Raw genomic sequence first — 13634 nt, 5'->3', positions numbered from 1 at the left:
TGAGCGCGCGAGGAGATCCCTTTGCCGGAATATGGCCGGCCTCACTCCCCGAGGGTGTGCAGCAGCCGCTGCAAGGAGCCGCCGAGGCCCCACCGGTGCGTCAGTGCCTCCAGTGCCGCCGGGTCGTGCGGGGTGCGCGGCAGGGCCGTGTCGACGTCCGGCAGCGGCACGTCGTCGGCGACCCGCACCACCTTCGGCGCGACCGCGAGGTACGGCCGGGCCTCGGTGAGCCGCTTGCGCTGCGACGGCGTGAGCCTTGCCCGCGGATCGTCGACCGCCGCCAGGATCCCGGCCAGGTCGCCGAACTCGGCGAGCAGCTTCGCCGCCGTCTTCTCGCCGATGCCGGCCACACCCGGCAGGCCGTCGCTCGGATCGCCGCGCAGCAGCGCCAGATCCGCGTACCCGCGCCCGTCGACGCCATACTTCTCGCGCAGCGCGGCCTCGTCGGTCAGCTGGAGCGTGCCGACGCCCTTCACCGGATACAGCACCCGGACCCCGCGCTCGTCGTCCACGAGCTGGTACAGGTCGCGGTCACCGGTGACGATGTCCACCGGGCCCTCGGCCCGCGCGGTGAACGTGCCGATCACGTCGTCCGCCTCGTACCCCGCGACCCCGACGCGGGCGATCCCGATGGCGTCCAGCACGTCCTCGATCACCGGAACCTGCGGGGCGAGGGTGTCCGGCACCTCCTCCTCGTCCGGCGCGCCCTCGTGCTCCTCGGCGACCCGGTGCGCCTTGTAGGTGGGGATGAGGTCCACCCGCCACTGCGGGCGCCAGTCGGCGTCCATGCAGGCCACCAGGTGCTCCGGACGGTGGTCCTTGACCAGCCGGTCGATGAAGTCCAGCAGCCCGCGCACCGCGTTGACGGGCGTGCCGTCCGGCGCCTTCACGGAGTCCGGGACGCCGAAGTAGGCGCGGAAGTACAGCGAGGCGGTGTCGAGAAGCATGAGTCGTCCGGTCACGCACGCATCATGCCGCACGGCACCGACAGCGGCCCCCGGCCCCGGAACACGTTGCGTCACGCGCATCGCCGTGAACCCGGCCACTCGCGCGTTTGACCCGGGCCGGCCTGGGGAGGCGCGGCCTCTGTCCAGTCCCCGCCAGACGAGAGGTCCGCGTGTCAGCCAGGCTTGAGGTGGAGCACCTGTACAAGGTGTTCGGCAGACGACCCGACGAAGCAGTGGAACGCCTGCGCGGGGGCGCCGACCGGACGGAGCTGCGCGCCGACGGCACGACCGCCGCCGTGATCGACGCGTCCTTCCGCGTCGAGGCCGGCGAGATCTTCGTCGTCATGGGGCTGTCGGGCTCCGGCAAGTCCACCCTGCTGCGCACGCTCAACGGGCTGCTGGAGCCGACCGCGGGCACCGTGCGCTTCGACGGCCGGGACCTGACCGCGCTCACCGACCGGCAGCTGCGCGAACTGCGCGCCAGGAAGATCAGCATGGTCTTCCAGCACTTCGCGCTGTTCCCGCACCGCAGCGTCCGCGACAACGCCGCCTACGGCCTGGAAGTGCAGGGCGTGCCCCGCGCCGAGCGCGAGCGCCGTGCCGACGAGGCGCTCGCCCTGTGCGGCCTGGCCGGCTGGGAGGCCTCCTGGCCCGACGAGCTGTCCGGCGGCATGCAGCAGCGGGTCGGCCTCGCCCGCGCCCTCGCCACCGATGCCGACGTGCTGCTGATGGACGAGTCCTTCAGCGCCCTGGACCCGCTGATCCGCCGCGACATGCAGGACCAGCTGCTGGAACTGCAGAAGACCCTGAAGAAGACCATCGTCTTCATCACCCACGACCTCAACGAGGCCATGCGGCTCGGCGACCGCATCGCCGTCATGCGCGACGGCCGCATCGTCCAGACCGGCACCGCCGAGGACATCCTGCTGCGCCCCGCGAACGACTACGTGGCCTCCTTCATCCAGGACGTCGACCGGTCCCGGGTCCTGACGGCGGGTGCCCTCATGGACACCTCGGTCACGGCCGACGCCCCGCTGTGCGGCTGCGAGACCGCGACCCGCGAGACCCCGTTCACCCAGCTGTGCGCGATCAGCGCCCGGCTGTCCCACCGCGTCTCCGTCGTGGACGAGGCGAACCGCGTCGTCGGTGTCGTCCCCAGGCAGCGGCTGGTCGGCTTCCTCGGCGAGGAGACGGCCGGACCCGCGCCCTGTGACAACCCGCGGGGGAAGGTGACCGGCCGTGCCTAGGATCCACCTCGGCGACTGGGTCGACTCCGGTGTCGACTGGCTGGTCGGCCACCTCTCCTGGCTCTTCGACGCCGTCAGGGCGGTCATGGAGGGCATGTACGACGGCATCGACGCGGTGCTCGCCGCCCCCGAGCCGCTGCTGATGGCGGGCATTCTCGCCGTGCTCGCCTGGTGGCTGCGCGGCCTGCTCGCCGGTGTCCTCGCCTTCGCCGGTTTCGCGCTGGTCGATTCGCTCGGCCTGTGGGACCGGGCCATGTCCACCCTCGCCCTGGTCCTCGTGGCGACCGTGATCGCCCTGGTGATCTCCCTCCCGCTGGGCATCTGGGCCGCCCGGTCCAGGGCGGTCGGCGCCGCCGTACGGCCGGTCCTGGACCTGCTCCAGACCATGCCGTCGATGGTGCTGCTGATCCCGGCCATGCTCTTCTTCGGCCTGGGCACCGCCGCCGGTGTCGTCGCCACCCTGATCTTCGCGCTCGCCCCCGGCGTCCGCATGACCGAACTGGGCATCCGCCAGGTCGACGCCGAACTGGTCGAGGCGGCCGAGGCGTTCGGCACCACCCCGCGGAACATCCTGTGGCGCGTCCAGCTCCCGCTCGCGCTGCCGACCATCATGGCGGGCGTCAACCAGGTGATCATGCTGGGCCTGTCCATGGTGGTCATCGCGGGCATGGTCGGCACCGGAGGCCTCGGCGGCGCCGTCAACGAGGCGATCGGCCGGCTCGACATCGGCTACGGCTTCGAGGCGGGCGTCGCCATCGTCGTCCTCGCCATCTACCTGGACCGCGTCACCGGCGCGCTCGGCACCCGGCTGTCCCCGCTGGGCCGCAGGGCCGCCGCGAAGACCGGCACGCGCGCGTGGTCGTACCGTCCGCGCCCGGCCGTCGCCGTCGTCGGCGTGGTCGTCCTCGCCCTGGTCGCGGGCGGCCTCGGGATCTTCGGCTCCTCCGCCGGCACCTCCGAGGCCTCCGGCGCGGACATCGGCAAGGGCAAGGAGATCCGCATCGGCTACATCCCCTGGGACGAGGGCATCGCCTCCACCTTCCTCTGGAAGGAACTGCTGGAGGAGCGCGGCTTCAAGGTGACCACCACGCAGTACGCGGCCGGCCCGCTCTACACCGGCCTCGCCACCGGCCGGCTCGACTTCCAGACCGACTCCTGGCTGCCCACGACCCACGCCGAGTACTGGGCGAAGTACGGCGAGCGGCTGGACGACCTCGGCACGTGGTACGGCCCCACGTCCCTGGAGCTGAGCGTCCCGTCGTACGTGAAGGACGTGAACTCCCTGGCGGACCTCAAGGACCACGCGTCCGAGTTCCACGGCAAGATCATCGGCATCGAGCCCAGCGCCGGCATGATGGGCCTGCTGAAGAACAAGGTGCTGAAGGGGTACGGCCTTCAGGGCACCTACGACGTGGTCGACGGCTCCACGCCCGCCATGCTCGCCGAGCTGAAGCGCGCCTACGCCAGGAAGCAGCCGGTCGTCGTCACCCTGTGGTCGCCGCACTGGGCGTACAGCGACTACGACCTGAAGAAGCTGAAGGACCCCCAGGGCGCCTGGGGCGAGGGCGACGGCGTGCACACCCTCGCCCGCAAGGGCTTCGCCGCCGACAACCCGCAGGTCGGCCAGTGGCTGAAGGACTTCTCGATGACCGAGGAGCAGCTGACCGGCCTGGAGGCGCGGATCCAGAAGGCGGGCGAGGGCGAGGAGCAGGACGCCGTCCGCGCCTGGCTGCGGCAGCACCCCGGCCTCGTCGACAAGTGGGCCCCGGTCACCCAGGAGGACACCACGAGCCAGGCGGCCGGGTGACCTGACCGGCCCGGACCGCCTCCCGAGGGGCGGGCGCCGCCGGACGCCGACACGCGTCCGGTGCCGCCCGCCCCTCGCGGTCTCCCCGGGTCTCTCCCTGGACTTCCGCCCACGGGAAGGTTCAGGCCAATCACACCGCGTGAGGAACCATGGCCCGTGCCCGGGCACCCGGCCCAGCTGGACGGCCTGTTCATCCTCCGGGGTGACCTGGTCCCGGACCGCTCCCCGGTCCCCGGGCACTGGCGCGAACCGTGAGGGTCGGGGATCACGACAGTGTCAGGGATGTGACAGCCACGTGAAACGGTTTGCCGAACATGCGTAGGGTGCAGAGAAGTCATCGGAAGAGGTGTGCCCCGCAGCGGGCACTCGGAGAGCGGCACGAGCGAGGGAGGGAGCCGGAGCGATGGGCGACCACAAAGAGCAGCAGCCCGTGCGGGTGGGCGCGGCCGTCCGGCGGCGCCGCCGTGCCCTGGAGCTGACCCTCGCCGTCGTGGCCGAGCGCAGCGGCCTCTCGGTGCCCTTCCTCAGCCAGGTCGAGAACGACCGGGCCCGCCCCAGCCGCACCTCCCTGGAGAAACTGGCCGACGCCCTGCGCACCACGGCCGTCGAACTCCTCGCCGCCGCCGACCCGGCCGCCAGCGTGGACGTGGTCCGCGCCGAGGCCGTCGCCGAGGGCGACTTCGACCCGCGGACCCGCTCCCTGGTGCGCGGCCACCACCAGCTGCACGCCTCCGAGTTCACCGGCGACCACGACGCCGGCCGCGAGTTCCAGCACCGCAACGACGAGCTGATGTACGTCGCCGACGGCGCGGTGGAGATCGAGGCCGAGGGGCGCGCGTACCGTCTCGGGCGCGGCGACACGCTGTATCTGACGGGCGGGGTACGGCACCGGTGGCGGGCGACGGTGCCGGACACGAGGGTGATCGTGGTGGCGGTGGCGGAGCACATCGAGGCGGTGCACGACAGGTCCCGCTGAGGGGCCGGCGGAAGGGGGTCACGGGATGAAGCGGGTGCGGGTGCGTCCGCCGTCCGCGGTGCCCTCGGGGCCGGTCGCCGGAGCCGGGTAGTGCGCGTCGTCTCCCTCGTCCCGTCGCTCACCGAAGCGGTGGCCGTCACCCTGCCCGGAGCCCTCGTCGGTGCCACCGGATGGTGCAGTCGCCCGGAGGAGCTGGACGTCGTCCGGATCGGCGGTACGAAGAATCCGGACGTGGAGCGGATCATCGCGCTCGCCCCCGACCTGGTCGTCGCCAACGAGGAGGAGAACCGCGCGCCCGACCTCGACGCCCTCCGCGCGGCCGGACTGGAGGTGCTGGTCACCAGGGTGCGGAGCGTGCCGCAGGCCCTCGCCGAGCTGGACCGGGTGCTCGGCGCGTGCGGTGCGCCGGGCCGCCCCGGCTGGCTGGCCGAGGCCGAGGAGGTCTGGGCGGGCCTGCCCGAGCCGGCGCGGCGCCGGACGGCGGTCGTACCGATCTGGCGGCGCCCCTGGATGGTCCTCGGCCGGGACACCTTCGCCGGGGACGTCCTCGCCCGCCTCGGCGTGGACCACCTGTACGCGCACCACCCCGAGCGCTATCCCCGGGTCCCCCTCGACGAACTGCGCGCACGAGAGCCGGACCTGGTGGTCCTGCCCGACGAGCCGTACCGCTTCACCGCCGACGACGGCCCCGAGGCGTTCCGGGGGCTGCCCTGCGCCCTGGTCAGCGGACGGCATCTGACCTGGTACGGCCCGTCCCTGACGGAAGCGCCACGGGTGCTGGCCGGGGCGCTGCGAGCAGCACGCCGCTGAGCAGGCCGCGCTCCGCGCCCCGTGCCGCCACGAGCGGCGCCGTCACGGGGACGAGCAGCCCGGAGGCCACGGAGGCCCCTGGCCCGATCGCTGACGGCCGGCCGGGAGCCGGTCGGCAGCGGCGCAGGGCATAAGCTGGTCTTATGAGCGAGGCGGAGGGGCACCACACGGAATCGCTGGCGCACCGGGTACCGGACCTCGCCGCGCTGGAGCTGCTGCTCGCCGTGGCGCGGCTGGGCAGTCTCGGCGCGGCGGCACGCGAGGTCGGCATCACCCAGCCGGCCGCCAGCAGCCGGATCCGCTCCATGGAACGGCAGCTGGGCGTGGCCCTGGTCGACCGCTCACCGCGCGGCTCCCGGCTCACCGACGCCGGCGCCCTGGTCACGGACTGGGCCCGGCGGGTGGTGGAGGCGGCGGCGGCCTTCGACGCCGGCGCGCGGGCACTGCGGGACCGGCGGGACTCGCGGCTCAGGGTCGCGGCGAGCATGACCATCGCCGAGTACCTGCTGCCCGGCTGGCTGCTCGCGCTGCACGCCGAGCGGCCCGACACGGCGGTCTCGCTGCTCGCCGGGAACTCGGCGAAGGTCGCGGAACTCCTGCTGGCCGGCGAGGCGGACCTGGGCTTCGTGGAGGGGCTGACCGTGCCCACGGGCCTGGACTCCACCGTCATCGCCCGCGACCGGCTGATCGTCGTCACCGCGCCCGCCCACCCGTGGGCCCGCCGCCGACGGCCCCTGACGGCGGCGGAACTGGCCGCGACCCCGCTCATCCTGCGCGAGCGGGGCTCCGGCACCCGCCAGGTCCTGGACGCGGCCCTCGGCGGCCTGGCCCGCCCGCTGATCGAGCTGTCCTCCACGACGGCGGTGAAGGCCTCCGCCGTCAGCGGCGCGGGCCCCTCCGTGCTCAGCGAACTGGCGGTGGGGGAGGAGCTGGGGATGCGGCGCCTGGTGAGCATCCCGGTCGAGGGCGTCTCCCTCCGCCGGGACCTGAGAGCGGTGTGGCCGACAGGGCACCGGCCCACGGGCCCGGCCCGCGAACTGCTGTCCCTGACCCGAGGCTGAGGCGCCCGGAAGCGCGGCCGAACGCCGGGCGGTGCTCAGCCCGCCGCAGCGATCAGCGCCGCCATCACCCGGAGGTCCTCGCCCATCTCCGGATGCCACTGCACCCCCAGCGCCCACCCCCGGTCGGCCGGGAGTTCGACGGCCTCCACCGTGCCGTCCGCCGCGTAGGCCGACGGGACGAGCCCCTCGCCGAGCCGTTCCACCGCCTGGTGGTGGTACGTCGGCACGCTCACCTCCTCCGGCACGATCCCGGCGTACACCGTCCCCGGCACCGGCTTCACCGGGTGCTCGCCGAAGGCGCCGACCACCTCCGCGTGCCCGTCCAGGTGCTGGACGAGCGTGCCGCCGAGGGCCACGTTCAGCAGCTGCATGCCCCGGCACACGCCGAGCAGCGGCACACCCGCCGCCAGCGCCGCGTCGATCAGCGCCAGTTCCCAGGCGTCCCGCTCCGGCGCGGGCGGCCCGGTGCGGGGCGAGCGCTCGGCGCCGTACCGGGACGGGTCGACGTCCGGGCCGCCCGCGACGACCAGCCCGTCGAGCCGGGCCACCGCCGCCGCGGCCTGCTCCGGCGCGTCCGGCGGCAGCAGCGCGGCCAGCCCGCCGGCCCGCTGGACCAGCCGTGGATAGCCCGCCGGCAGCAGCACCGCGTCCAGCTCCCACACCCCCCAGCGCGCACCGGACTCCAGATACGTGCTCACACCGATCAGCGGCCGTACGGTCATGTCGCCCTCCCGAGCTTCAAAGGTTTCCCTGACCACCTTTCAGGTGATCGCCTTTCCGGGCCGCTCACGCCAAGAAGCCCCGCAACAGCGCCGCCGTGCCCGCGCAGTGCTCGCGTGCGATCTCCCGCGCCCCGTCCGCGTCCCCGTCCAGCACCGCCTCCACGAGCGCCGTGTGCTGCCGCTGGGAGTGCTCCAGGTTGCGCACCAGCAGCGGGATGCAGTCCAGCAGGTCGTTCACGGTGGCCCGGACCGCCGCGTACTGCGCGGTCAGCGACGGCGAACCGCACAGTTCGGCCAGCGTCAGGTGCAGCAGCGTGTCCGCCCGCCGGTAGTCCGTCAGCGGGGCCTCGTGGGTGCGGTCCAGCGCCTCCCGCAGCCGCCGCGCCCGCTCCGGTGCCAGACCGTGCGCCGCGCACAGCCCCGCCGCGCCCACCTCCAGCACCTCGCGGAAGCGCAGCACGTCCTCGATGTCGGCCTCGGCGATCCGGCGCCGCAGTTCGTCCTCGCCGCCCGCGTCCGGGCGCGGCAGCACAAACGTTCCGCCGTACCGCCCGCGCCGCGCCTCCACCAGGCCCTGGTCCTGGAGCACCTTCAGCACCTCGCGCAGCGTCACCCGGCTGACCCCGAGCCGCTCGGCCAGCTCCCGCTCGGCCGGGAGCCGCTCGCCGGCCGGCACCAGGCCGAGCCGCACGACCTGGAGGATCTGCTCCAGCGCCTCCTCGAAGCCGTTGCCCGCCCGCACCGGCCGCAGCACCGGAGCGAGCCGGTCGTCCACCGCCCTCGCCCGCGTCCGCTGCGACATCCGGCCGCACCCCCTTCCCAACCAATGGTTCCCGGCAATACCTTAGGGCTCCCGGCCCGGCCGAAAAAGGCGCGAGGGCGCCGAAGGAGGCTCTCCCGTGGCAGACCGCACACCCCCGCTCGCCGTCGAGGAACTGCACGCCCTGGTCGCGAGCGGGGAGATCGACACCGTCGTCCTGGCCTTCCCCGACATGCAGGGGCGCCTCCAGGGCAAGCGGTTCGCCGCCCGCTTCTTCCTCGACGAGGTCCTGCACCACGGCACCGAGGGCTGCAACTACCTGCTCGCCGTCGACACCGAGATGAACACCGTCGACGGCTACGCGATGTCCTCCTGGGAACGCGGCTACGGCGACTTCGCGATGCACCCGGACGTGTCCACCCTGCGCCGCGTCCCCTGGCACCCCGGCACCGCGCTGCTCATCGCCGACCTCGCCTGGAACGACGGCTCCCCGGTCGCCGCCGCCCCCCGCCAGATCCTGCGCCGCCAGCTCCAGCGGCTCGCCGAGCACGGCTACACCGCCCAGGTCGGCACCGAGCTGGAGTTCATCGTCTTCAAGGACAGCTACGAGCAGGCCTGGGACGCGAACTACCGGGGCCTGACCCCCGCCAACCAGTACAACATCGACTACTCCATCCTCGGCACCGGCCGCATCGAGCCCCTGCTGCGCCGCCTGCGCAACGACATGGCCGGCGCCGGCCTCACCGTCGAGTCCGCCAAGGGCGAGTGCAACCCCGGCCAGCACGAGATCGCCTTCCGCTACGACGAGGCCCTGCGCACCTGCGACCAGCACGCCCTCTACAAGACCGGCGCCAAGGAGATCGCCGCCCAGGAGGGCGTCTCGATCACCTTCATGGCCAAGTACAACGAGCGCGAGGGCAACTCCTGCCACATCCACCTCTCGCTCGCCGACGCCGACGGCACCAACGCGATGGCCGGACCCGACGGCATGTCCGAGGTGATGCGGCACTTCCTCGCCGGACAGCTCGCCGCCCTCCGCGACTTCTCCCTCCTGTACGCCCCCAACATCAACTCCTACAAGAGGTTCCAGCCGGGCTCCTTCGCCCCCACCGCCGTCGCCTGGGGCCACGACAACCGCACCTGCGCCCTGCGCGTCGTCGGCCACGGCCGCTCCCTGCGCTTCGAGAACCGCCTGCCCGGCGGGGACGTGAATCCGCATCTCGCCGTCGCGGGGCTCGTCGCCGCCGGTCTGCACGGCATCGAGCAGAAGCTTCAGCTGCCCGAGCCCTGTCCCGGAAACGCCTACACCGCCGACTACGCGCACGTGCCGACCACCCTGCGCGAGGCCGCCGACCTGTGGGAGAACAGCCCGATCGCCGAGGCGGCGTTCGGCGCCGAGGTCGTCGCCCACTACCGCAACATGGCGCGCGTCGAGCTGGAGGCCTTCGACGCCGCGGTCACCGACTGGGAGCTGCGCCGCTCCTTCGAACGCCTGTGAAAGGTCACCCCGTGCCCGACCCGAACGAGCTGACCGTCCTCGACCCCGCCACCGAGGAGGTCGTCGCCACCGTCCCCGCCGCCACCGCCGACGACGTGGACACCGCCGTCGCCCGCGCCGCCCGCGCCCAGACCCGCTGGGCCGCCCTCGCCCCCGCCGACCGGGCCCGGCTGCTGCGCCGCTTCGCCGACGTGGTCGACGCCCACACCGAGGAACTCGCCCAGCTGGAGGTCCGCGAGGCCGGCCACACCGTCGCGAACGCCCGCTGGGAGGCCGGCAACGCCCGCGACCTGCTCCTGTACGCGGCAGGCGGCGCCGAGCGCCTGGTCGGCCGGCAGATCCCGGTCCCCGGCGGCTGGGACGTCACCTTCCAGGAACCGCTGGGCGTCATCGGCGTCATCGCCCCCTGGAACTTCCCCATGCCCATCGCCGCCTGGGGCTCCTTCCCGGCGCTCGCGGCCGGTAACGCGGTCCTCCTCAAGCCCGCAGAGGCCACCCCGCTCACCGCGCTCCGCCTCGCCGGGCTGGCCCTGGAGGCGGGCCTGCCCGAGCACCTCTTCCAGGTGCTGCCCGGCCACGGCGACACCGCCGGGCGCGCCCTGGTCGACCACCCGGACGTCGCCAAGATCGTGTTCACCGGCTCCACCCGCACCGGCCGCGAGGTCATGGAGCGCTGCGCCCGCCTGGTCAAACCGGTCACCCTCGAACTCGGCGGGAAGAGCCCCAACGTCGTCTTCGCCGACGCCGACCTCCAGGCCGCCCTCGACCCCTTCTCCTTCCTGGACAACGCCGGCCAGGACTGCTGCGCCCGCACCCGCGTCCTGGTCCAGGAGGCGGTGCTGGACGAGGCCCGCGCCTTCCTCGCCGACGCGCTGGCCGCCGTGGTCGTGGGCGACCCGGCCGACGAGAAGACCCAGATGGGCCCGCTCATCTCCGGCCGGCAGCTGGAGCGCGTACGGTCCTACGTCCCCGACGACGCCCCGGCCCTGCGCGGCAAGGCCCCCGCCGGCCCCGGCTTCTGGTTCCCGCCGACGGTGCTCACCGGCGAGCGGCACGACAGCCCGGCGGCCCGCGAGGAGATCTTCGGCCCGGTCGCCGTCCTGCTCCCCTTCACCGACGAGCAGGACGCGATCCGCCTCGCCAACGACACCCCCTACGGCCTGTCCGGCTCCATCTGGACCCGGGACGTCGGCCGCGCCCTGCGCGTGTCCCAGGCCGTCCGCGCGGGCAACCTGTCCGTCAACTCCCACTCCAGCGTCCGCTACTGGACCCCGTTCGGCGGCTACAAGCAGTCCGGCCTCGGCCGGGAACTCGGCCCCGACGCCCTGACCGCCTTCACCGAGACCAAGAACGTCTTCCTCAGCACGGAGGTCCCCGCACAGTGACCGACAACAGTGTCTGCCGCCGCCTGGTCGGCCGTACCGCCGTCGTGACCGGGGCCGGCAGCGGCATCGGACTCGCCAGTGCCCGCCGGCTCGCCTCCGAGGGCGCCCACGTCGTCTGCGCGGACGTCGACGAGGTCCGCGGCAAGGCCGCCGCCGACGAGGTCGGCGGGCTCTTCGTGGAGACCGACGTCACCGACCCCGAGCAGGTCGAGGCGCTGTTCAGGGCCGCGTACGACACCTACGGCAGCGTCGACGTCGCCTTCAACAACGCCGGCATCTCCCCGCCCGACGACGACTCCATCCTGGAGACCGGCCTGGAGGCCTGGAAGCGCGTCCAGGAGGTCAACCTCACCTCCGTCTACCTGTGCTGCAAGGCCGCCATCCCCTACATGCGCCGCCAGGGCAAGGGGTCCATCATCAACACGGCGTCGTTCGTGGCGCGGATGGGCGCGGCCACCTCCCAGATCTCCTACACGGCCTCCAAGGGCGGCGTCCTCGCCATGTCCCGCGAACTGGGCGTGCAGTTCGCCAGGGAGGGCATCCGGGTCAACGCGCTGTGCCCCGGCCCGGTCAACACCCCGCTGCTGCGGGAGCTGTTCGCCAAGGACCCGGAGCGGGCCGCCCGCCGCCTCGTCCACATCCCGGTCGGCCGGTTCGCCGAGGCCGAGGAGATCGCCGCCGCCGTCGCCTTCCTGGCCAGCGACGACTCCTCCTTCGTCAACGCCACCGACTTCCTGGTGGACGGCGGGATCGCCGGCGCGTACGTCACCCCCCTCTAGGGCGGCTCAGAGGAACGTGCGCCCCTCACCCCGGTAAGTGGGCACCGCGGCCGTCACCGTGTCGCCCTCGATCAGGTGCAGGGTGTCGAACCGCTCGCACAGCTCGCCCGCCTTGGCGTGCCGGAACCACACCTTGTCGCCGATGAGCAGATCGTCGGCGGGCGAGCCGAGCAGCGGGGTCTGCACCTCGCCGGGACCCTCCTGCGGGTCGTACCTCAGCCCCTCCGGCAGATACGGCACCGGCAGCCGGTCGGGGCCGGCGGCGCCGGAGGCCGGGTAGCCGCCGCCGAGCACGGTGACGACGCCGACGCCGGGCCGCCGGACCACCGGCTGGGCGAAGAGGGCGGCGGGGCGGCCGGTGAAGGACGTGTAGTTGTCGAACAGGCGCGGCACGTACAGCCCGGAACCGGCCGCGATCTCGGTCACCGCGTCCTCGGCGGCGGTGTGCTGCACACTGCCGGTGCCGCCGCCGTTGACGAACTCCAGGTCAGGGACGACCGCCCGGACCGCCCGCACGACCGCGGCCCGCCGCTCGGCCAGCTCCCGCCGGGCGGCGGCCTGCATCAGCCGGATCGCCCGCGAGCGCAGCGGCCGCCCGGCGACCGCGTCCCCGACCCCGGCGACGTGCCCCTCGTACGCCATGATCCCCACCAGCCGGAAGCCCGGCCGCCGGGCCACCGACCGCGCCAGCTCGGCGAGTTGGGCGGGGGAGTGCAGCGGCGAGCGCCGGGCGCCGACCCGGACCCGGCCGCCGAGCAGCTTCAGCGAGGTGTCCAACTCCAGGCACACCCGCACGACTTCGCGCCCGCCGTCGCGGGCCGCGTCGATGAGGTCCAGGTGCGCCGGATCGTCGATCATCACGGTGACGGCACCGGCCAGCTTGGGGTCGGCGGCCAGCTCGGCGAAGCCGGCGCGGTCCGCCGACGGATAGGCCAGCAGGACGTCCTCGAACCCGGAACGCGCGAGCCACAGCGACTCGTCCAGGGTGAACGACATGATGCCCCGGAAGCCGTCCTTGGCCAGGACGCGTTCCAGCAGGGCCCGGCAGCGGACCGACTTGCTGGCGACCCGCACGGGCTTGCCCCCGGCACGGCGGACCAGGTCGTCCGCGTTGGCGTCGAAGGCGTCCAGGTCCACGATCGCGAGAGGGGCGTCGAGATGGGCGGTGGCCCGGTCGTAACGGGCCCGGTCGGCGGCGCGCGCAGTCATGACGGAAGCCTGCCAGACAGGATTACCGCAGGGTAGGGGGACGTTCCGGGCAGATGCCCCTGGCTCGTGGACTGGTTCTCCTTCTCTCCCGGACAACCCGTAGAGTGACGCGCACGTACGGCGGAACGCGTCCGGCCACCACGTGAACCGGGATGCCGGTCCGGCCGTACGGGTATGCGTGCCCGGGAGGAGCTTCCACACCGGGCGCAGCCGAGGAGCAGACCGGCCCGCGTACGAGGAGACGGCCCGGGCACGAGGAAACGGGGGGTGCATGAGCACGGGAGCCCGCCACGCCCCGATCCCGCGACGCCCGTCGACTCCCCCGGGACCCCCGGCCCAGCGCCCGCCGACGCCCTCCGTCCCGCCCCGCCCGGACGACGACCCCGACGAGGAGCCGTCGGTCTTCACCCCGCGCGGTGCGCGGCCCGCACCC

Annotated in this window: 12 protein-coding genes; 8 read left to right on the top strand and 4 right to left on the bottom strand. The window is 73.6% G+C overall.

What is annotated here, in order from left to right; translation table 11 throughout:
- Positions 1-41 precede the first annotated feature (41 nt).
- On the bottom strand, positions 42-962 hold the full coding sequence (locus ABZV94_RS20620; protein ID WP_356342129.1) for a 5'-3' exonuclease: 921 nt from the start codon (positions 960-962) through the stop codon (positions 42-44).
- A gap of 155 nt (positions 963-1117) precedes the next feature.
- On the opposite strand from ABZV94_RS20620, the gene ABZV94_RS20615 reads away from it, so the two are divergent.
- The 5 genes from ABZV94_RS20615 to ABZV94_RS20595 all read left to right on the top strand — a co-directional run bounded on the left by ABZV94_RS20615 (position 1118) and on the right by ABZV94_RS20595 (position 6848).
- Positions 1118-2194, top strand: coding sequence for a glycine betaine/L-proline ABC transporter ATP-binding protein (locus ABZV94_RS20615; RefSeq protein WP_356342127.1), 1077 nt, complete (start codon positions 1118-1120; stop codon positions 2192-2194).
- Complete coding sequence (locus ABZV94_RS20610; protein ID WP_356342125.1) at positions 2187-4001, top strand: ABC transporter permease/substrate binding protein; 1815 nt, start codon at positions 2187-2189, stop codon at positions 3999-4001. Before ABZV94_RS20615 ends, ABZV94_RS20610 begins: the two co-directional genes overlap by 8 nt.
- A gap of 403 nt (positions 4002-4404) precedes the next feature.
- Positions 4405-4977, top strand: a complete 573-nt coding sequence (locus ABZV94_RS20605; RefSeq protein ID WP_356342123.1) for a helix-turn-helix domain-containing protein — start codon at positions 4405-4407, stop codon at positions 4975-4977.
- A gap of 90 nt (positions 4978-5067) precedes the next feature.
- Positions 5068-5787, top strand: coding sequence for a helical backbone metal receptor (locus ABZV94_RS20600; RefSeq protein WP_356342121.1), 720 nt, complete (start codon positions 5068-5070; stop codon positions 5785-5787).
- A 143-nt stretch (positions 5788-5930) separates the two neighbouring features.
- Complete coding sequence (locus ABZV94_RS20595) at positions 5931-6848, top strand: LysR family transcriptional regulator (protein WP_356342119.1); 918 nt, start codon at positions 5931-5933, stop codon at positions 6846-6848.
- A 35-nt stretch (positions 6849-6883) separates the two neighbouring features.
- On the opposite strand, the gene ABZV94_RS20590 is transcribed toward ABZV94_RS20595, so the two are convergent.
- Both ABZV94_RS20590 and ABZV94_RS20585 read right to left on the bottom strand, forming a co-directional pair.
- Positions 6884-7570, bottom strand: coding sequence for a gamma-glutamyl-gamma-aminobutyrate hydrolase family protein (locus tag ABZV94_RS20590; protein WP_356342117.1), 687 nt, complete (start codon positions 7568-7570; stop codon positions 6884-6886).
- Between the two features lie 64 nt (positions 7571-7634).
- Complete coding sequence (locus ABZV94_RS20585) at positions 7635-8372, bottom strand: FCD domain-containing protein (protein ID WP_356342115.1); 738 nt, start codon at positions 8370-8372, stop codon at positions 7635-7637.
- Positions 8373-8469: 97 nt separating this feature from the next.
- Between ABZV94_RS20585 and ABZV94_RS20580 the strand changes: the two genes are divergently transcribed.
- From ABZV94_RS20580 to ABZV94_RS20570, 3 genes are read left to right on the top strand one after another with little or no spacing between them, the layout of a single operon-like run.
- Complete coding sequence (locus ABZV94_RS20580; RefSeq protein WP_356342113.1) at positions 8470-9828, top strand: glutamine synthetase family protein; 1359 nt, start codon at positions 8470-8472, stop codon at positions 9826-9828.
- Positions 9829-9839: 11 nt separating this feature from the next.
- Complete coding sequence (locus ABZV94_RS20575) at positions 9840-11213, top strand: aldehyde dehydrogenase family protein (RefSeq protein WP_356342111.1); 1374 nt, start codon at positions 9840-9842, stop codon at positions 11211-11213.
- Complete coding sequence (locus ABZV94_RS20570; RefSeq protein ID WP_356342109.1) at positions 11210-11992, top strand: 3-oxoacyl-ACP reductase; 783 nt, start codon at positions 11210-11212, stop codon at positions 11990-11992. The genes ABZV94_RS20575 and ABZV94_RS20570 overlap by 4 nt, the downstream gene beginning before the upstream one ends.
- A gap of 6 nt (positions 11993-11998) precedes the next feature.
- Here ABZV94_RS20570 and ABZV94_RS20565 read toward each other — a convergent pair whose 3' ends face one another.
- Positions 11999-13201 (bottom strand): amino acid deaminase/aldolase, encoded by a 1203-nt coding sequence (locus tag ABZV94_RS20565; protein WP_356342107.1) that lies wholly within the window; start codon positions 13199-13201, stop codon positions 11999-12001.
- Between the last annotated feature and the right edge of the window lie 433 nt (positions 13202-13634).

This window comes from Streptomyces sp. NPDC004658 (assembly GCF_040609555.1).
In the GTDB taxonomy this organism is placed as follows: domain Bacteria; phylum Actinomycetota; class Actinomycetes; order Streptomycetales; family Streptomycetaceae; genus Streptomyces.
The sequence above is the reverse complement of the archived record's forward strand: the minus strand, read 5'-3'. Positions and strand labels throughout refer to the sequence as shown.